We start from the raw sequence: 18,036 nt of genomic DNA, 5'->3' as shown, positions 1-18,036 counted from the left end.
GATCGAAACGGGGTAAGTGTAAACGATCCTGATGAACCGCCCCCACGATTTAGGCCGCATATTGGAAAAATTAATGAGTAACGACCATTTTTTGCTTAAATGATCTAACGAAGATCCTGGACGATCCTTGCGATTTGCCCTGGAGCCCGTATAATTCCCCACCCGGCGCGTGGGACTCGAAGACCTGCGTCTGATGCTGCTCAATTTGCACGCTAAAAACGTGCGGAAAGACGCGGGAAATAAGGAAAGAGAATTGACTCCGGAGTGTACAATTATTACAATCCGGCCTCTTTAATCACCCATGGCTTCGGCGTCCAGTGTTCGTTATTCGTTCGGACTCCATAAAAAGTCATTGAATTTATTCAAGTTTAGGTAGAAATCGCCATGAAACGCACTTTTCAACCGTCTGTACTGAAGCGCAACCGTTCTCACGGCTTCCGTGCTCGTATGGCTACTAAAAATGGTCGTCAGGTTCTGGCACGTCGTCGTGCTAAAAGCCGTTCACGTCTGACCGTTTCCAAGTAATTAAGCTAACCCCTGCGTGGTTAAGCTAGCATTTCCCAGGGAGTTACGTTTGTTAACTCCCACTCATTTCACTTTCGTCTTCCAGCAGCCACAACGGGCTGGCACGCCGCAAATCACCATCCTCGGCCGCCAAAATTCGCTGGGGCATCCCCGTATCGGTCTCACTGTCGCCAAGAAAAACGTTAAGCGTGCGCATGAACGCAATCGGATTAAACGTCTGACGCGTGAAAGCTTCCGTTTACGTCAACATGAACTGCCTTCTATGGATTTCGTGGTGGTGGCTAAAAAAGGGGTTGCCGACCTCGATAACCGTGCTCTCTCGGAAGCGTTGGAAAAATTATGGCGCCGCCACTGTCGCCTGGCTCACGGGTCCTGATCGGCCTTATCCGGGTCTATCAACGCCTGATTAGTCCGCTACTCGGGCCACACTGCCGTTTCACGCCGACCTGCTCAAGCTACGGAATTGAGGCATTGCGCAGGTTTGGAATGATAAAAGGCAGTTGGTTGACGGTGAAACGCGTATTAAAATGCCACCCTTTACACCCAGGTGGAGACGATCCCGTCCCCCCAGGACCTTTTGATACCAGAGAACACTAACGATGGATTCGCAACGCAATCTTCTTATCATCGCTTTGTTGTTCGTGTCTTTCATGATCTTCCAGGCTTGGGAGCAGGATAAAAATCCTCAACCTCAGCAGCAGGTCACGCAGACAACGACCACCGCAGCGGGTAGCGCCGCCGACCAGGGCGTACCGGCCAGTGGCCAGGGTAAACTGATTACGGTTAAGACCGATGTGCTTGAGCTGACTATCAACACCCGTGGTGGTGATGTTGAGCAGGCACAACTGGTAACTTACCCGAAAGAGCTCGGTTCTAACGAGCCGTTCCAGTTACTGGAAACCACGCCGCAGTTTATCTACCAGGCGCAGAGCGGCCTGACCGGTCGTGATGGCCCGGATAACCCGGCTAACGGCGCACGTCCGCTGTATAACGTCGATAAAGATGCGTTTGTGCTGGCTGATGGCCAGAACGAACTCGCGATCCCGATGACTTACACCGATGCTGCGGGCAACACCTTCACCAAAACCTTCACCCTGAAACGCGGTGAGTATGCGGTGAACGTGGGCTATAACGTGCAGAACACCGGCGCGAAACCGCTGGAACTCTCCACCTTTGGCCAGCTGAAGCAAACCATCAATCTGCCGTCGCACCGTGACACCGGAAGCAACAACTTCGCGTTGCATACCTTCCGTGGCGCTGCGTACTCCACGCCAGATACCAAGTACGAGAAATACAAATTCGACACCATCGCCGATAACGAAAACCTGAACGTCAGCTCAAAAGGCGGTTGGGTAGCGATGCTGCAACAGTATTTCGCGACGGCATGGGTGCCGAACAACTCCGGCTCCAACAACTTCTACACTGCCAACCTGAACGGCGTTGCCGCTATCGGCTATAAGTCTGAGCCGGTTCTGATTCAGCCGGGTCAAACCGGTACGCTGGGCAGCACCCTGTGGGTCGGTCCGGAAATCCAGGATAAAATGGCTGCCGTGGCACCGCACCTGGATCTGACCGTAGACTACGGTTGGTTGTGGTTCATCTCTCAGCCGCTGTTCAAACTGCTGAAGTGGATCCATAGCTTCCTGGGCAACTGGGGCTTCTCCATCATCGTTATCACCTTTATCGTTCGTGGCATCATGTACCCGCTGACTAAAGCGCAGTACACCTCCATGGCGAAGATGCGTATGCTGCAGCCGAAGATTCAGGCTATGCGTGAGCGTCTGGGCGATGACAAACAGCGTCAGAGCCAGGAGATGATGGCCCTGTACAAAGCCGAGAAAGTGAACCCACTGGGTGGCTGCTTCCCGCTGCTCATCCAGATGCCAATCTTCCTTGCGCTGTACTACATGCTGATGGGCTCCGTTGAGCTGCGCCATGCGCCGTTCGCACTGTGGATCCATGACCTGTCCGCACAGGACCCGTACTACATCCTGCCGATCCTGATGGGCGTGACGATGTTCTTCATCCAGAAGATGTCGCCAACCACCGTGACCGACCCGATGCAGCAGAAGATCATGACCTTTATGCCGGTCATCTTCACCGTGTTCTTCCTGTGGTTCCCGTCAGGTCTGGTACTGTACTATATCGTCAGCAACCTGGTAACCATCCTTCAGCAGCAGCTGATCTACCGTGGTCTGGAAAAACGTGGCCTGCATAGCCGCGAGAAGAAAAATTCCTGACTTTAAGTAGGCCGGGTAAGCGAAGCGCCACCCGGCAAACGGAACATAAATTAAAGGGCGGTCTATGGACCGCCTTTTTTATTGCATTAAGAAGAGACAAACCATGAGCCAAAACGACACTATCGTCGCCCAGGCAACCCCACCGGGACGCGGTGGTGTGGGCATTCTGCGTATCTCCGGCCTGAAGGCGCGCGAGGTGGCAGAAGCGGTGCTGGGGAAACTGCCAAAGCCACGCTACGCCGACTATCTGCCGTTTAAAGATAAAGACGGCACGGCGCTGGACCAGGGCATCGCGCTGTGGTTCCCGGGCCCGAACTCCTTTACCGGTGAAGACGTGCTCGAACTGCAGGGCCACGGCGGGCCGGTGATCCTCGACCTGCTGCTGAAACGCATTCTGACCCTGCCGGGCCTGCGCATTGCGAAGCCGGGCGAGTTCTCCGAGCGCGCCTTCCTGAACGATAAGCTCGATCTGGCCCAGGCCGAGGCGATTGCCGACCTGATTGATGCCAGTTCCGAACAGGCTGCACGCTCGGCACTGAACTCGCTGCAGGGGGCCTTCTCTGCCCGCGTTAACCATCTTGTGGAAGCACTTACTCACCTGCGGATCTACGTGGAAGCGGCCATTGATTTCCCGGATGAGGAGATCGATTTCCTCTCCGATGGCAAAATCGAAGCCCAGCTTAACGACGTGATGAACGATCTCGATGCGGTACGCGCCGAAGCGCGTCAGGGTAGCCTGCTGCGGGAAGGGATGAAGGTAGTGATTGCCGGGCGTCCCAATGCCGGGAAATCGAGCCTGCTGAACGCGCTGGCGGGCCGTGAAGCGGCGATTGTCACCGACATTGCCGGTACAACCCGCGACGTTCTGCGCGAGCATATCCATATCGACGGTATGCCGCTGCACATCATTGATACCGCCGGGCTGCGCGATGCCAGCGACGAAGTTGAGCGCATCGGTATCGAGCGCGCCTGGCAGGAGATCGAGCAGGCCGACCGCGTGCTGTTTATGGTAGACGGTACAACGACCGATGCCGTTGACCCGGCAGAGATTTGGCCGGACTTTATCGCCCGCCTGCCGGCTAAACTGCCGATCACCGTGGTACGTAACAAAGCGGACGTTACCGGCGAAACGCTGGGCATCAGCGATGTGAATGGTTACTCACTGATTCGCCTGTCGGCGCGTACCGGTGAGGGCGTGGATGACCTGCGTAACCATCTCAAGCAGAGTATGGGCTTTGATACCAGCATGGAGGGCGGTTTCCTTGCCCGTCGTCGCCATTTGCAGGCGCTGGAGCAGGCGGCGATGCATCTGGATCAGGGCAAGGCCCAGCTGCTCGGCGCCTGGGCCGGAGAACTGCTGGCGGAAGAGCTGCGTCTGGCGCAGCAGGCGTTAAGCGAGATCACCGGGGAGTTTACCTCGGATGACCTGCTGGGACGCATCTTCTCCAGTTTCTGCATCGGGAAATAAACCCGTTTCAGCCCTCTGCTAAAAAGCCGCATAACATCCCTGTTATTGCGGCTTTTTCCTTTTCTATATTACCTGAATAAATACCAAATATATCTGTTATATTCTCTGTGATTACAATCACAATTAATATCTCTGCACATAGACAAATATTCTCATTCGAATAGTGTAGTAGCGTGTCTAATGAGGATAAATCAATGACGATTATCTTAAATACATATATCACTTCTAAGTGGTTCAATATTGACAATAAAATTGTCAATCACCATCCGTAATCTCCCTTCGCCTCTCATTCTCTATGCAAACTGAATAGACAAATACTCTATTTATCCGGTATGCCTGAAATTATTGCACCCGTATGGCTGCAATTGCGCCTCTGCACGCCTCGATCCGTGAGATATATTCTCCAGGTCGTGTGGCGATATAGCGGGCCCGGGCATGCCTGTATTAATGGTTATTAAAAATAGCCACCAGCACCGCTGCGATAAAAACAGGAATTATATAATGGAAAACTTCAAACATTTGCCAGAGCCATTTCGCATCAGAGTTATTGAGCCAGTTAAGCGCACCACAAGGGAGCATCGCGACAACGCGATTATTAAATCGGGTATGAACCCCTTCCTGTTGGATAGTGAAGACGTATTTATTGATTTGCTGACCGACAGCGGCACCGGCGCGGTCACACAGAATATGCAGGCCGCCATGCTGCGCGGTGACGAAGCCTATAGCGGAAGCCGCAGCTATTATGCGCTGTCCGATGCTGTGAAAGAGATTTTCGGTTATCAATACACTATCCCTACCCATCAGGGACGCGGCGCCGAGCAGATTTATATTCCGGTGCTCATTAAAAAGCGCGAGCAGGAGAAGGGATTAGACCGCTCGAAAATGGTCGCCTTCTCTAACTACTTTTTTGATACCACCCAGGGACATAGCCAGATAAATGGCTGCACCGTGCGCAACGTGTATATCAAGGAAGCCTTTGATACCGGCATCCGTTACGATTTTAAAGGTAACTTTGACCTGCAGGGCCTGGAAAACGGCATCGAAGAAGTGGGGCCGGGCAACGTCCCTTATATTGTCGCGACCATTACCAGCAACTCCGCCGGTGGGCAGCCGGTGTCGCTGGCAAACCTGAAAGCGATGTACGCGATTGCCAGAAAATACGATATTCCGGTGGTGATGGATTCCGCGCGCTTCGCCGAAAATGCATACTTCATTCAAAAACGTGAAGCGGAATATAAAGACTGGACTATCGCGGAAATTACCCGGGAGACATACAAGTACGCGGATATGCTGGCCATGTCGGCCAAAAAAGATGCCATGGTGCCGATGGGCGGCCTGCTGTGCATTAAGAATGACGACTATTTCGACGTCTATACCGAGTGCAGAACATTGTGCGTCGTCCAGGAGGGCTTCCCGACCTATGGCGGTCTTGAAGGCGGCGCCATGGAGCGTCTGGCGGTAGGCCTGCACGACGGCATGGGTCAGGACTGGCTGGCATACCGTATTAATCAGGTCCAGTACCTGGTGGACGGCCTGGAAGCCATCGGCGTCGTTTGCCAGCAGGCGGGCGGTCATGCTGCCTTTGTGGATGCCGGTAAGCTCTTGCCGCATATTCCTGCAGAGCAGTTCCCGGCGCAGGCGCTGGCCTGTGAGTTATACAAAGTGGCCGGTATTCGGGCAGTGGAAATTGGCTCGTTCTTACTGGGCCGCGATCCGAAAACCGGTAAGCAGTTACCCTGCCCGGCAGAGCTGCTGCGTTTAACCATTCCGCGCGCCACCTATACGCAATCGCATATGGATTTTATCGTCGAAGCCTTTAAGCACGTTAAAGAAAATGCGATGAATATTAAAGGATTAACCTTTACCTACGAACCTAAAGTATTACGTCACTTCACTGCCAGACTCAAAGAAGTTTAACCTTCTGTCCCCGGGTGGCTAAATGATTTTAGCCACCCGCAAAATAAATAGTTCAATAACATCAGGCTTACCATAATTGATGGGGGCACCATGGATAACGCTTTAGAATTAGAGACTAAACACTCATCGGTTTGGGGTGTCATGGTTATAGCAGGTACCGTTATTGGCGGGGGAATGTTTGCTTTACCCGTGGATCTGGCGGGAGCCTGGTTTTTTTGGGGCGCGTTTATTTTAATTATCGCCTGGTTTTCAATGCTTCACTCCGGACTATTATTGTTAGAAGCAAATTTAAACTATCCCGTCGGTTCCAGTTTCAATACCATCACTAAAGATTTGCTTGGCAATAAATGGAATATCGTCAGCGGCTTCACGGTCGCCTTTGTACTTTATATCCTGACGTATGCTTATATCTCCGCAAACGGTGCCATCATCAGTGAAACCATTGCCATGAATCAGGGGACCCATGTTAATCCCCGGATAGTGGGTGTCTGTACGGCAATCTTCGTTGCAGGCGTACTGTGGTTCAGCTCACTGGCGGCCAGCCGCATTACCTCGCTGTTTTTAGGTATTAAGATCATCGCCTTTATCGTTGTGTTCGGCTCCTTCTTCTTTCAGGTCGATTATTCAATCTTACGAGACATCAACGTTACGCCGGCCAGCAATACCACCTACTTCCCCTATATCTTTATGGCCCTGCCCGTCTGTCTGGCATCGTTTGGGTTTCATGGCAACATTCCCAGCCTGATCATCTGCTACGGCAAGCGAAAAGATAAACTGATAAAAAGCCTTGTCTATGGCTCGCTGCTGGCCCTTTTTATCTACCTGTTCTGGCTCTATTGCACGATGGGGAACATTACACGCGACAGCTTCAATGAGATCATCTCGTCCGGGGGCAATGTTGACTCGCTGGTAAAATCCTTCCTCGGCACCCGACAGCATGGGGTGATCGAATTTTGCTTACTGGTTTTCTCCAATTTAGCAGTGGCCAGCTCGTTCTTCGGGGTCACCTTAGGCCTGTTCGATTATCTTGCCGACCTCTTTAAACTCGATAATTCACCGTCCGGTCGCCTGAAAACGATTATGCTGACCTTCCTGCCGCCCACCCTGCTCTACCTGATCTTCCCGAACGGGTTTATCTACGGTATTGGCGGGGCGGGATTGTGCGCCACCATATGGGCGGTGATTGTCCCGGCAATCCTGGCGCTGAAAGCGAGACAGAAATTCCCGAATAAGACTTTCACCGTCTGGGGCGGTAGGGTTGTCCCCTCGCTGGTGATCCTGTTCGGGGTCGTGGTCATCGTTTGCTGGTTTGGGAATACCTTCCATTTCTTACCGCGCTTTGGCTAAACCCGCTCATCAAAAGGTGATTTCCTGTCAGGAAATCACCTTTGTCCAAATGGCAACTCGCCACCTTCCCTTTCTCCCCCTATGCTTCTTGCCTGACTCTATGGGGGTGTTATGGCTCGTTTTCTGTTTTGTAGTTTTGCGCTGGTGCTGCTTTATCCATCGGGCATTGATATGTATCTGGTGGGTTTGCCACACATCGCCCGCGATCTGGATGCCAGCGAAGCGCAGCTGCATATCGCGTTTTCGGCCTACCTGGCGGGGATGGCGTCATCAATGGTGTTTGCCGGAAAGATTGCCGATAAAGCCGGACGGCAGCCGGTCGCCATTACCGGGGCGGTGATTTTTGCACTGGCCTCCGTGCTCTGTTCAATGGCAGAGGAGAGTTCGCTATTCCTTACCGGACGCTTTATCCAGGGCGTCGGCGCAGGCGGCTGCTACGTGGTGGCTTTTGCCATCCTGCGCGATACTTTAAGCACCCAGCGTCGCGCCAAAGTGCTCTCCATGATGAACGGCATCACCTGCATTATCCCGGTGCTGGCGCCGGTGGTGGGTTACCTGATTATGCTGCAGTTTCCGTGGCAGAGCCTTTTCTGGACGATGGCGGCGATGGGGATGCTGGTCTTTATCCTGTCGATCGCGGTACTGAAAGAGACCCACCCCGGAGCGCAAAACCGGGAGCATAGCGCGTCTGTCCCGCCTGACGAGAAGCTGCTCAACCGCTTCTTCATCAGCCGGTTGCTGGTCACCACCCTGAGCGTGGCGGTGATCCTCACCTATGTAAACGTTTCCCCGGTGTTGCTGATGGAAGTGATGGGCTTCGATCGCGGAGAATATTCCACGGTGATGGCATTAACCGCGCTGGTCAGTATGGCGGTCTCGTTCTCGACGCCGTTTGCGCTGAACATCTTCCGCCAGCGCACCTTGATGCTGACCTCCCAGGCGCTGTTCCTGGCGGCAGGTGTGATTCTGGCGACCGCCGGTTCACAGGCGATGATGCTTGTCGGTATTACCCTGATTTGCGCCGGGTTCTCCGTCGGCTTTGGCGTGGCGATGAGTCAGGCACTCGGCCCGTTCTCGCTGCGTGCAGGCGTAGCCAGCTCGGTGCTGGGTATCGCCCAGGTCTGCGGCTCTTCGCTATGGATTTGGCTGGCAGCCATAATGGGACTCAATGCGCTGAATATGCTGATCGGGGTGCTGATTGGCTGTAGCATGCTCTGCATCACCCTACTTTTGTTTATCCGGCCCGCAGCGCATCATGAAGAAGCCCCTCAGCAGTCTCGATCTTAACCTGTTGTTGTGCCTGCAGCTTTTGCTGCAGGAACGCAGCGTCACCAAGGCCGCGAAACGGATGAACGTTACCCCTTCCGCGGTGAGTAAATCGCTGGCGAAGCTGCGCGACTGGTTTGACGATCCGCTGTTTGTGAAGACTCCGCTGGGGCTGCTGCCGACGCCGCTGACGGTGAGTCTGGAACAGGATCTGGCCGACTGGATGCAGATAGGCAACCAGATCCTCGATAAATTCCACCCTGACTCCCCCGGCGGCCTGACGTTTGAGCTGGCGGCGGAAACCCCGCTGATGCTGATCCGCTTTAATGCCCTGCTGGAACAGGTGAACCAGCGCTATCCGCAGGCCACGGTGAAGATGCGCCACTGGGATTATGATTCGCTGGACGCCATAACCCGCGGGGAGGTCGATCTCGGCTTTACCGGGCGCGAAACACATCCCCGCTCCCGCGAGCTGTTAAAGCTGATGCCGTGGTTTATTGACTACGAAATTTTGTTCAGCGATCGCCCGTGCGTCTATCTGCGCGAAGATCATCCTGCGCTACAGGAGGAGTGGAACCTCGAAACCTTCCTGCGCTATCCGCATATCAGTATCTTCTGGGAGCGTAGCGACACCTGGGCGCTGGATGAAGTGCTGAGAGAGATGGGGCGTACGCGCAATATCGCCATGAGCCTGCCCGGCTTTGAGCAATCGATGTTTATGGCGGCGCAGCCGGGCCATAACTACATTGCCACCGCCCCGCACTACTGCCATCACTACAATCAGCTCCACCAGCGGCAGCTGGTTACCCTACCGATCCCCATTGATGAGGCGCAGGCACTGAAGCTCACCGTGCCCTTCACCCTGATCTGGCATAAGCGTAACAGCCACAACCCCAAAATCCTCTGGCTGAGAGAGACCATCAAGGCGTTATACGGCCCGCCGTTGCGTTAGACGCCTTGTTTTCGCCTAAGAAAATGTAAAGTTCCGCCGCAAAACTTCCCTTACTCCCATTTAGCCATTAAAACAGTAAGCGAGTTAAGCGATAATCATGTAACCGTTTAACCTGACGACTGACCATTATCACGGAGCGAAAAATGGCTACGCATTTTGCAAGAGGGACGCTGACCGAGGGGCGGCTGGTTTCAACCAGACTCTCTTTAAACTGTCAAAACGAAGCGCGGATGCTTCCTGAACATCGCCGCACACGGTTTCTGGCTTCCCGGATGTTGCTCGCTGAACTATTGTTTATGCTTTACGGCACCAGCGAGCTGCCGAAGGTGATTACCGAACCAGAGGGTCGCCCTGTGTTCGCCGATCCGGAGCTTCCCCGCTTTTCCATTGCCTACGCCGGCAATATCGTGGGCCTGGCGCTGACAACAGAAGGCGATTGCGGTCTGGATATGGAGCTGCAGCGGGCGCTCCGCAGCCCGGATGGCTCTCACGCCCATGACACCTACCCGCTCTCCAGCAACGAGAACTTATGGGTGCGCAACCAGAACGACCCCCACGAAGCCAGAGCGCAGCTGATTACTCTGCGTCAGAGCATCCGTAAGCTGTCGGGCGACGCCAGCGACTGCGCCAGCCTGCTGCAACTGTTACCGGGCTCCGGCCGTCTACGGGCCGCCAGAGCCGCACAGGTAGAAGCCTTAAGCGACGCTGAAGATGTTCTGATCTGGTCTATCGCCGTCACTCCGGCCATTGAACGGCTAAAAATTTGGGAGTTCGACAGCCGCCTCGGATGGCAGAGTCTGCCGGACGTCCCCGCCCGTGCGAACGAACCGGCCGCGCGCCTGATGCGCCTAACCAGTCTACCGGCGGAAAAAGCGATTATTCTCACCTGACCTTTCAAGAAGGAGTAGTGATGTCTGATACGTTAAAGGTTGTTACGTTACTGGGAAGCCTGCGCAAAGGTTCATTTAACGGGATGGTTGCCCGCACGCTGCCGAAGCTGGCGCCCGAGGGCATGGACATTACCGCCCTGCCGTCGATCGGCGATATTCCGCTGTACGACGCGGATGTGCAGCAGGAAGAGGGGTTCCCGGCTGCGGTAGAAGCGCTGGCAGCGCAGATCCGCGAAGCGGACGGCGTGGTGATTGTCACTCCGGAATATAACTATTCCGTGCCAGGTGGCCTGAAGAACGCCATTGACTGGCTCTCCCGTCTGCCGGAACAGCCGCTGGCGGGTAAACCGGTGCTGATCCAGACCAGCTCCATGGGCGCGATTGGTGGCGCACGCTGTCAGTATCATCTGCGCCAGATCCTGGTGTTCCTGGATGCGATGGTGTTGAACAAGCCGGAGTTTATGGGCGGCGTGATTCAGAACAAGGTCGACCCGCAGACGGGTGAAGTGATTGATCAGAGCACCCTTGACCATCTGACCGGTCAGCTGAGCGCGTTTGGGAAGTATATTCAGCGGGTTAAAGCGTAAGCAGTCCGACCCCCTCCCACAGGGAGGGGGCTTTCTGTTTATCAGGCATCAATAAACGCAATCTTCAGCACGAACAGCAGCGCAACGACCATCACGCATGGGCTGATTTCACGCCAGCGTCCGGTGCCCGCCTTCATCACGCAGTAAGAGATAAAGCCCAGCGCAATCCCTTCGGTAATAGAGAAGCTGAACGGCATCATCACCGCGGTAATAAACGCCGGAACCGCTTCGGTCAGGTCGTCCCACTTCACGCGCGACAGGCTGGAGGTCATCAGCACGCCCACGTAGATCAGCGCACCGGCGGCGGCATACGGCGGTACCATGCCCGCCAGCGGTGAAAGGAAGATCACCAGCAGGAACAGCAGGCCAACCACTACCGCGGTCAGACCGGTACGGCCACCGACCGACACCCCGGAAGAGGATTCGATATAGGCGGTCACGGACGAGGTCCCGATAAAGGAGCCAGTGACGGAAGAGATACTGTCCACGAACAGCGCCTGCTTCATGCGCGGGAATTTGCCCTTCTCATCCGCCAGACCGGCTTTGTCGGTCACGCCAATCAGCGTCCCGGAGGAGTCAAACAGGTTCACCAGCATAAAGGAGAAGATCACCCCGGCCAGACCCAGGTTCAGCGAGCCCGCCAGATCGACGTGGCCAATCACGGTGGTCACGCTCGGCGGCGCAGAGACGATGCCGCTGTAGTGCACGTCGCCCAGCATCCAGCCCAGCAGGGTAGTAACGATAATGGAAACCAGCACCGCCGCGTGGATGTTGCGGGAGGCCAGAATCGCGATGATGAAGAAGCCCAGCACGCCCAGCAGCACGCTGTGGGAGGTCAGTTTACCGATGCTGACCAGAGTTTCCGGGTTTGCCACGATCACACCGGCGTTTTTCAGCCCCATCATGCCGATGAACAGGCCGATTCCGCTGGTGATGCCCACGCGCAGGCTGACCGGGATATTGGCAATCATCCAGTAACGCACGCGGAAAATGGTCAGGATCAGCAGACCGACGGCACCCCAGAAGATAGCGCCCATCCCCACCTGCCACGGCAGGCCCATCGCCTGGACCACCACAAAGGCGAAGAAGGCGTTCAGACCCATCGCCGGTGCCAGCGCAACCGGCAGGTTAGCGAACAGCCCCATCAGGATGCTGCCGAAGGCGGCGATAAGGCAGGTAGTAACGAAGACGGCACTGGTATCCATGCCAGCAACGCCCAGAATTTGCGGGTTCACAAAAACGATATAGACCATCGTCAGGAAGGTGGTGAAACCGGCGATCACTTCGGTGCGTGCCGTCGTGCCGTGTTCGCGCAGTTTAAACACGCGCTCAAGCAAACCCGTGCCAGAAGCCTGGGTAGTGTGTTGTTGACTCATCATCTATTTCCGAACAAGGAGGGAAAATTCGTCGCTATCCTATACCAAAATGCGACAATAGGGGCGGTTGAGAGGCACTTTTTTTCATTGAATTTGCTTATACGGCAACGATTGCGTCTCAACGTTATGCAGCACGTAAACGTTAAACTTGTTAAGAAAGGGAAATGCATGTCTCAGATTGATGCAGTATTTTTCGACTGCGACGGTACGCTGGTCGACAGTGAGGTCATCTGTTCCCGGGCGTATGTCACCATGTTCCAGGAATTTGGTATCACGCTCGATCTCGAAGAGACGTTTAAACGCTTTAAGGGCGTGAAGCTCTACGAAATCATCGACATCATTAACGCCGAACACGGCGTCAGCCTCGCGAAAGCGGATCTGGAGCCTGTTTACCGCGCCGAGGTCGCACGCCTCTTCGACTCCGAACTGGAAGCGATCAATGGTGCCAGCACCCTGCTGGATTCGATGGCGGTGCCGATGTGTGTAGTCTCTAACGGCCCGGTGAGCAAAATGCAGCACTCTCTTGGCAAGCTGCAGATGCTGCACCATTTCCCGGAAAAACTGTACAGCGGCTACGATATCCAGCGCTGGAAACCCGATCCGGCCATGATGTTCCATGCCGCGAAGGCGATGAACGTCAACGTGGAGAACTGCATTCTGGTGGACGACTCCAGCGCGGGTGCGCAGGCGGGGATCGCCGCAGGCATGGAGGTATTCTACTTCTGTGCCGATCCGCACAACCCACCGCTGGACCATCCGAAGGTGACGACCTTTACCGACCTGGCCCAGCTGCCGGAACTGTGGAAAGCGCGCGGCTGGAATATCACCCGCTAAGCCTGATAAGCCGTAAAGCGACTCGCTTTACGGCTTTTTGCTATTTAAACAGTTTCTGGACGAAGTCCGCATAGGCCGGTCGCCAGACATCCATCTCATGATTCAGACCCGGATATTCGTGATAGTCGAACTTAATCTGGCGTTTCTCAAGCTCCTGCTTCAGCCCGGCGATATCCTTGCCCGTCACGGCATCTTTTTCACCTACCACAACGGTGAAATTGCGTAGCTGCTTATTGATGGCCTGCGGATCGTTGAGCCGCGCGCTGACGCCCGCATCCGGTACGCTGGTAGTAGTGACGCCGCTAAAGGTGGCCAGCCAGCCAAAGCGTTCAAGATGGTTCATGCCGGAGACCAGCGCCTGATAGCCACCCTGGGACAACCCCGCCAGCGCACGTCCTTCGGCATCATCACGCACATTAAACCGCTGGCTTATGAGCGGTATGATGTCGTTCATCAGCTCCCGATCGGCAGCCTGGGCATTCAATGGATAGAAGGCTTTGCGTCGCTCGTTCGGCACGAAGGTTTCAGGCACAATGCCGGCGGCGTCGGTTTCGGTATCCGGCACCACCACCAGCATCGGGGCAATCTTTCCGGCCGCGAGCAGGTTATCCATAATCTGCGCAATACGCCCCTGATCGATAGCCGAGCGCCCTGTATCACCAAAGCCGTGATAGAAGTAGAATACCGGCAGCGGTTTCCCCTGTTCGCTGTAGCCCGGCGGCGTCCAGACGAAAAGCTGACGCTCCGACTTTAGCGCCGCCGAATGATAGGTCAGGGTAATAAGATCGCCGTGCGGGACCGGGTTAACGTCCAGAATACTGCCCGGCACCAGCACCATGCTGGTGTTCACCTGACGTTGTGGTTTGGTCATTGCCGTGCCGGTATCAATACTGCGTACACCATCAACGTTGAAGAAATATTCATACAGATTGGGCTGCATCACCGGCCCCCGCCAGCTCCAGATACCCGAAGCGTCTTTGGTCATCGGATGAATGTTTTCCGGGGTCGGGGTCCCCACCACCACCGATACGCTTTTCGCCGCCGGGGCGAAGTAGCGATACGTCACCGTATTATCGGCATTTACCTGGGTGACATACTGGCTCAGCGGATAAGCGGGATCCGGGGCAGCGGGAAGATCTGCCGCGAAAGCCGATGGGCCGAGTGCAAGACAGAGCGTAATAACGGATAAAGCTGTTTTCATTCTTTTCATTAATAGTGTCCTTTATGCGATCCAGTTACCACCAGATTTCAGCCTGCGCGCCAATGGCAAACTGATCCTTTTTTTGGTCTTCGAAGGTGAAATTATCTAATTCCGTCTCTTCGGCTTTAATATAAGTGCCATAAAAACGCAGTTCCGGGCGGGAGGTCAACATACTGGTATTCACTTTGAAAGTATGGAACAGCGTGGTTTTATAGCCTGATTCATAATATTTCTTGCCGGTCAGATCGGTGTTTTGCTGTTTGAAATAACCCAGCTCAACGCCTGACTGATTATATTGATCCCAGATATACGCCGGACGCACAACGGCGCGAATGGACTCGAAATCGGAATGGGCCCCGGTTTCATAGCTGTAAACGTCATTGCCGAAGGAGTACACCAGCGCGCTGGCCATGATGACGTCATCCCGTAGATACATCTCGCCCTGCGAGGTCACGCGCACCGCCGTCCCGTTGGTATGGTCGCCATAATATCTGCCGTTGGAGGTGGTAAAAGGGCTGGAACCGGCATAGCGCGAGAAGCTGCTGGCGATGGAGTTATTCGCCACCAGCACGGAATACTCATTAAATCCGCCGCTATCCAGTTTTTGCGTTAAGGTGGTGCCGACCATCCAGGTGTCTTTCCACGGATAATAGCCGTTATTATCCTGGTTATACTTCTCGCCTGAGCTTTGATTGGCCGCGACGTAGCGCCCGCTGACCATCAGCGAGGCTTTATCCCATAGCGGCAGTTCTTTATAACGCAGGTCGATGGTATTGGTGTTCAACTGCTGCTTGTTTTTGAGCTCGCGATCGTAGTCATCCACGTCTTCCCGCACCAGCGCAATATCCACCTTGCCGGGTCCCACTTTCCAGTTTTCCAGCCCTACGCCCGCTGCGGCATCCGTTCGTTGGGTTTTCCAGTCCAGCATCTGGATTTCGATCTTCGGTGCACCGTGCTTCCCGACCCAGAAATCGGCCTCCGGGGCAAACGGCAGGAACCCCTGAGTAGTCACGTACATATCGGAAAATTGCAGATAGTTTTCGCCGCCCGCGTTATCGCCAAACCAGCCGGTGGAGTACTGTTGGCCGACGTTGCCATCCAGCATCACAATGGCATCGACGCGTTTATTGCCTTCGTTATAGACCCGCTGCTTAAGCTGCAAATCGAACCAGCCCGAATATTCATTACCGAAGCGCCCCAGGGAGCCAATGGCCCAGGATTTTGGCGAACCATGCGATGCGGTGCCCCAGCCGGAGCGGAAATAGCCGTTATAGCTAAAGCCAATTTCATCTTTCACAAATTTACTGAAGTCTTTCATGGTGATGGAGGAATAAACCGCCTCGGTATGGGCATCCTCTGTTTTGACCAGTACGGCGTCGGGTTTTTTCGCCGGGCGGGCGGTCTGCGTTTTGACGATCTCCTTATCTTTATACTGCTGAAGCTCTGCCTGAGTCTCTTTTAGCGCCTTTTCCAGTAATTCGAGGCGCTGCTCCACCGTTAATGGCGCAGACACGGCCTGACCGAGGGGTGCCATCATTAAAATGGCCGAGGTAATAAGGGTTCTCCTGAACATAATATAAGTCCCTGTTAATTTATCTTTTAAAATAAAAAAACCTGAAAGCGATTAGCCTCCGCAAGGAGATAATCACTTTCAGGTTTTGCCCGCTTAATAGCGGTAACAATCCATTTTTGCTTAATAACGTTATTAGCACATTAACGTATTTCAGTGGCTCGCGTTAATATCGGGATGTTTTAGGGTAGAAGAGAAAAGAAAACAACCGGGAAAAGTTTGAAATGTGACTGACGGCAATGTTATTACGTGGGGAGGAACAGCGTTATTCGTAGAGGAAATATTTTGATATTTAAATATAACGCCAGCAAAGCTGGCGTTAGGGGGAAAATTACTCTTTCGGATCTTTTCCGGCGAGCATTTTGTCCAGTTCATCCCCGCCGACGTGACGGAAATCCTGTCCTTTCACGAAGTAGAAGATATATTCGCAAATGTTCTGGCAGCGGTCACCGATACGCTCGATAGAGCGGGCGCAGAACAGGGCGGTCAGGACGCTTGGGATGGTGCGAGTATCTTCCATCATGTAGGTCATCAGCTGACGTACAATGCCTTCGTACTCCTGGTCGACCTTCTTGTCTTCACGGTAAATACGCACCGCTTCATCCAGATCCATACGCGCAAAGGCATCCAGCACGTCGTGCAGCATCTGCACGGTGTGGCGACCCAGCGACTCCAGGCTCACCAGCAGCGGCTGGTGCTGCTGGGAGAACTTCTCCAGCGCGGTGCGGCAGATTTTGTCCGCCACGTCGCCAATACGTTCCAGCTCGGCGATGGTTTTGATGATCGCCATGACCAGACGCAGGTCGCTCGCCGTCGGCTGACGCTTGGCGATGATGCGCACGCAGGCTTCGTCGATCGCCACTTCCATCATGTTGACGTGTTTGTCACCTTCCACCACGCGCTTCGCCAGCTCGCTGTCCTGGTTGTGCATTGCGGTGATCGCGTCAGAAAGCTGCTGCTCGACCATTCCGCCCATGGTCATCACCTGGGTGCGGATGCTTTCCAGCTCTGCGTTGAACTGGCCGGAAATGTGTTTATTAAGATTGAGGTTGTCCATGGTTAACTCCAAATCAACCGTAGCGGCCAGTAATATAATCTTCGGTTTGTTTTTTGGCGGGTTTGGTGAACAGATCGTCCGTGTTACTGAACTCAATCAACTCGCCCAGGTACATAAACGCCGTGTGGTCAGAACAACGCGCAGCCTGCTGCATGTTGTGGGTCACGATCACGACGGTGTAATCCTGTTTTAATTCGGTGATCAGCTCTTCGATACGGCCGGTAGAGATCGGATCCAGCGCTGAGCACGGTTCATCCAGCAATAACACTTCCGGGCGAATGGCGATACCACGCGCAATGCACAGACGCTGCTGCTGACCACCGGAGAGAGAGTATCCGCTCTGGTGAAGTTTATCTTTGGTTTCGTTCCATAATGCGGCCTTGGTCAAGGCCCACTGCACGCGCTCGTCCATATCGGCGCGGGAGAGCTTCTCAAACAGACGCACGCCAAAGGCGATGTTGTCATAGATGGACATCGGGAACGGCGTCGGTTTCTGGAACACCATGCCCACTTTCGCACGCAGCAGGGCGATGTCCTGGGTATTGGTCAGAATGTTGTCGCCGTCCAGCAGGATCTCGCCTTCAGCGCGCTGCTCCGGATAGAGCGAATACATTTTGTTAAAGGTACGCAGCAGCGTGGATTTCCCGCAGCCCGACGGACCGATGAATGCCGTAACCTGGTTTTTGGCAATATCCAGGTTGATGTTTTTCAGGGCATGGAACTTGCCGTAGTAGAAGTTCAGATCACGAACCGCAAGTTTACCCGGGGCAGTATCGACCATACTCATTGACTCATTTCCTCATCCG

General features: G+C 54.4%; 18 protein-coding genes. 13 read left to right on the top strand and 5 right to left on the bottom strand.

Annotated elements, in window-relative coordinates; translation table 11 throughout:
- The first annotated feature begins 384 nt into the window (after positions 1 to 384).
- The 12 genes from rpmH (at position 385) to GNG27_RS23375 (ending at position 11,192) form a co-directional block, all read left to right on the top strand.
- Positions 385 to 525 (top strand): 50S ribosomal protein L34, encoded by a 141-nt coding sequence (gene rpmH / locus GNG27_RS23430; protein ID WP_002220736.1) that lies wholly within the window; start codon positions 385 to 387, stop codon positions 523 to 525.
- A gap of 16 nt (positions 526 to 541) precedes the next feature.
- On the top strand, positions 542 to 901 hold the full coding sequence (gene rnpA, locus GNG27_RS23425) for a ribonuclease P protein component (RefSeq protein WP_014072458.1): 360 nt from the start codon (positions 542 to 544) through the stop codon (positions 899 to 901).
- Complete coding sequence (gene yidD / locus GNG27_RS23420; RefSeq protein ID WP_132729115.1) at positions 865 to 1,122, top strand: membrane protein insertion efficiency factor YidD; 258 nt, start codon at positions 865 to 867, stop codon at positions 1,120 to 1,122. The genes rnpA and yidD overlap by 37 nt, the downstream gene beginning before the upstream one ends.
- A gap of 2 nt (positions 1,123 to 1,124) precedes the next feature.
- The gene (gene yidC, locus GNG27_RS23415; RefSeq protein ID WP_156265012.1) at positions 1,125 to 2,765 is read left to right on the top strand and encodes a membrane protein insertase YidC; all 1,641 of its coding nucleotides are present in this window, start codon (positions 1,125 to 1,127) and stop codon (positions 2,763 to 2,765) included.
- A gap of 103 nt (positions 2,766 to 2,868) precedes the next feature.
- Complete coding sequence (mnmE, locus tag GNG27_RS23410; RefSeq protein ID WP_156265010.1) at positions 2,869 to 4,233, top strand: tRNA uridine-5-carboxymethylaminomethyl(34) synthesis GTPase MnmE; 1,365 nt, start codon at positions 2,869 to 2,871, stop codon at positions 4,231 to 4,233.
- 194 nt (positions 4,234 to 4,427) lie between these two features.
- Positions 4,428 to 4,505 carry a tryptophanase leader peptide gene (tnaC, locus tag GNG27_RS23935; protein WP_138370951.1) on the top strand — a complete coding sequence of 26 codons (78 nt, stop codon included), beginning with the start codon at positions 4,428 to 4,430 and terminating at the stop codon, positions 4,503 to 4,505.
- Positions 4,506 to 4,734: 229 nt separating this feature from the next.
- On the top strand, positions 4,735 to 6,150 hold the full coding sequence (tnaA, locus tag GNG27_RS23400; protein WP_156265009.1) for a tryptophanase: 1,416 nt from the start codon (positions 4,735 to 4,737) through the stop codon (positions 6,148 to 6,150).
- Between the two features lie 90 nt (positions 6,151 to 6,240).
- Entirely contained in the window at positions 6,241 to 7,497 is a 1,257-nt protein-coding gene (gene tnaB / locus GNG27_RS23395; protein WP_156265007.1) for a low affinity tryptophan permease TnaB, read from the top strand.
- A 111-nt stretch (positions 7,498 to 7,608) separates the two neighbouring features.
- Entirely contained in the window at positions 7,609 to 8,784 is a 1,176-nt protein-coding gene (locus GNG27_RS23390; RefSeq protein ID WP_156265006.1) for an MFS transporter, read from the top strand.
- Positions 8,753 to 9,715, top strand: coding sequence for an HTH-type transcriptional regulator YidZ (yidZ, locus tag GNG27_RS23385; RefSeq protein ID WP_156265004.1), 963 nt, complete (start codon positions 8,753 to 8,755; stop codon positions 9,713 to 9,715). The genes GNG27_RS23390 and yidZ overlap by 32 nt, the downstream gene beginning before the upstream one ends.
- 143 nt (positions 9,716 to 9,858) lie before the next feature.
- Positions 9,859 to 10,605 (top strand): 4'-phosphopantetheinyl transferase superfamily protein, encoded by a 747-nt coding sequence (locus GNG27_RS23380; RefSeq protein ID WP_142487654.1) that lies wholly within the window; start codon positions 9,859 to 9,861, stop codon positions 10,603 to 10,605.
- 20 nt (positions 10,606 to 10,625) lie between these two features.
- Positions 10,626 to 11,192 (top strand): NADPH-dependent FMN reductase, encoded by a 567-nt coding sequence (locus GNG27_RS23375; protein WP_142487653.1) that lies wholly within the window; start codon positions 10,626 to 10,628, stop codon positions 11,190 to 11,192.
- A 41-nt stretch (positions 11,193 to 11,233) separates the two neighbouring features.
- On the opposite strand, the gene GNG27_RS23370 is transcribed toward GNG27_RS23375, so the two are convergent.
- Positions 11,234 to 12,568 (bottom strand): NCS2 family permease, encoded by a 1,335-nt coding sequence (locus GNG27_RS23370; protein ID WP_156265002.1) that lies wholly within the window; start codon positions 12,566 to 12,568, stop codon positions 11,234 to 11,236.
- A gap of 168 nt (positions 12,569 to 12,736) precedes the next feature.
- Between GNG27_RS23370 and yieH the strand changes: the two genes are divergently transcribed.
- Entirely contained in the window at positions 12,737 to 13,402 is a 666-nt protein-coding gene (gene yieH / locus GNG27_RS23365) for a 6-phosphogluconate phosphatase (RefSeq protein WP_156265001.1), read from the top strand.
- Between the two features lie 40 nt (positions 13,403 to 13,442).
- On the opposite strand, the gene GNG27_RS23360 is transcribed toward yieH, so the two are convergent.
- From GNG27_RS23360 to pstB, 4 genes are all read right to left on the bottom strand, one after another.
- Positions 13,443 to 14,603: an esterase family protein gene (locus GNG27_RS23360; protein WP_156265201.1), complete on the bottom strand. Its 1,161-nt coding sequence runs from the start codon at positions 14,601 to 14,603 to the stop codon at positions 13,443 to 13,445.
- Positions 14,604 to 14,637: 34 nt separating this feature from the next.
- Positions 14,638 to 16,176 (bottom strand): carbohydrate porin, encoded by a 1,539-nt coding sequence (locus GNG27_RS23355; protein WP_142487650.1) that lies wholly within the window; start codon positions 16,174 to 16,176, stop codon positions 14,638 to 14,640.
- Between the two features lie 328 nt (positions 16,177 to 16,504).
- Positions 16,505 to 17,230, bottom strand: a complete 726-nt coding sequence (phoU, locus tag GNG27_RS23350; protein WP_103177617.1) for a phosphate signaling complex protein PhoU — start codon at positions 17,228 to 17,230, stop codon at positions 16,505 to 16,507.
- 13 nt (positions 17,231 to 17,243) lie between these two features.
- Positions 17,244 to 18,017, bottom strand: a complete 774-nt coding sequence (gene pstB, locus GNG27_RS23345; protein ID WP_142487649.1) for a phosphate ABC transporter ATP-binding protein PstB — start codon at positions 18,015 to 18,017, stop codon at positions 17,244 to 17,246.
- Positions 18,018 to 18,036: the final 19 nt, after the last annotated feature.

This window comes from Leclercia sp. 119287 (genome assembly GCF_009734485.1).
In the GTDB taxonomy this organism is placed as follows: domain Bacteria; phylum Pseudomonadota; class Gammaproteobacteria; order Enterobacterales; family Enterobacteriaceae; genus Enterobacter; species Enterobacter adecarboxylatus_C.
The sequence above is the reverse complement of the archived record's forward strand: the minus strand, read 5'-3'. Positions and strand labels throughout refer to the sequence as shown.

What these genes read in the sequence shown, in the direction of transcription:
- rpmH (WP_002220736.1), top strand. Translation starts at nt 385, where the DNA reads ATGAAACGCACTTTTCAACCGTCTGTACTGAAGCGCAACCGTTCTCAC.
- yidD (WP_132729115.1), top strand. Translation starts at nt 865, where the DNA reads ATGGCGCCGCCACTGTCGCCTGGCTCACGGGTCCTGATCGGCCTTATC.
- yidC (WP_156265012.1), top strand. Translation starts at nt 1,125, where the DNA reads ATGGATTCGCAACGCAATCTTCTTATCATCGCTTTGTTGTTCGTGTCT.
- mnmE (WP_156265010.1), top strand. Translation starts at nt 2,869, where the DNA reads ATGAGCCAAAACGACACTATCGTCGCCCAGGCAACCCCACCGGGACGC.
- tnaC (WP_138370951.1), top strand. Translation starts at nt 4,428, where the DNA reads ATGACGATTATCTTAAATACATATATCACTTCTAAGTGGTTCAATATT.
- tnaA (WP_156265009.1), top strand. Translation starts at nt 4,735, where the DNA reads ATGGAAAACTTCAAACATTTGCCAGAGCCATTTCGCATCAGAGTTATT.
- tnaB (WP_156265007.1), top strand. Translation starts at nt 6,241, where the DNA reads ATGGATAACGCTTTAGAATTAGAGACTAAACACTCATCGGTTTGGGGT.
- GNG27_RS23390 (WP_156265006.1), top strand. Translation starts at nt 7,609, where the DNA reads ATGGCTCGTTTTCTGTTTTGTAGTTTTGCGCTGGTGCTGCTTTATCCA.
- yidZ (WP_156265004.1), top strand. Translation starts at nt 8,753, where the DNA reads ATGAAGAAGCCCCTCAGCAGTCTCGATCTTAACCTGTTGTTGTGCCTG.
- GNG27_RS23380 (WP_142487654.1), top strand. Translation starts at nt 9,859, where the DNA reads ATGGCTACGCATTTTGCAAGAGGGACGCTGACCGAGGGGCGGCTGGTT.
- GNG27_RS23375 (WP_142487653.1), top strand. Translation starts at nt 10,626, where the DNA reads ATGTCTGATACGTTAAAGGTTGTTACGTTACTGGGAAGCCTGCGCAAA.
- GNG27_RS23370 (WP_156265002.1), bottom strand. Translation starts at nt 12,568, where the DNA reads ATGAGTCAACAACACACTACCCAGGCTTCTGGCACGGGTTTGCTTGAG.
- yieH (WP_156265001.1), top strand. Translation starts at nt 12,737, where the DNA reads ATGTCTCAGATTGATGCAGTATTTTTCGACTGCGACGGTACGCTGGTC.
- GNG27_RS23360 (WP_156265201.1), bottom strand. Translation starts at nt 14,603, where the DNA reads ATGAAAACAGCTTTATCCGTTATTACGCTCTGTCTTGCACTCGGCCCA.
- GNG27_RS23355 (WP_142487650.1), bottom strand. Translation starts at nt 16,176, where the DNA reads ATGTTCAGGAGAACCCTTATTACCTCGGCCATTTTAATGATGGCACCC.
- phoU (WP_103177617.1), bottom strand. Translation starts at nt 17,230, where the DNA reads ATGGACAACCTCAATCTTAATAAACACATTTCCGGCCAGTTCAACGCA.
- pstB (WP_142487649.1), bottom strand. Translation starts at nt 18,017, where the DNA reads ATGAGTATGGTCGATACTGCCCCGGGTAAACTTGCGGTTCGTGATCTG.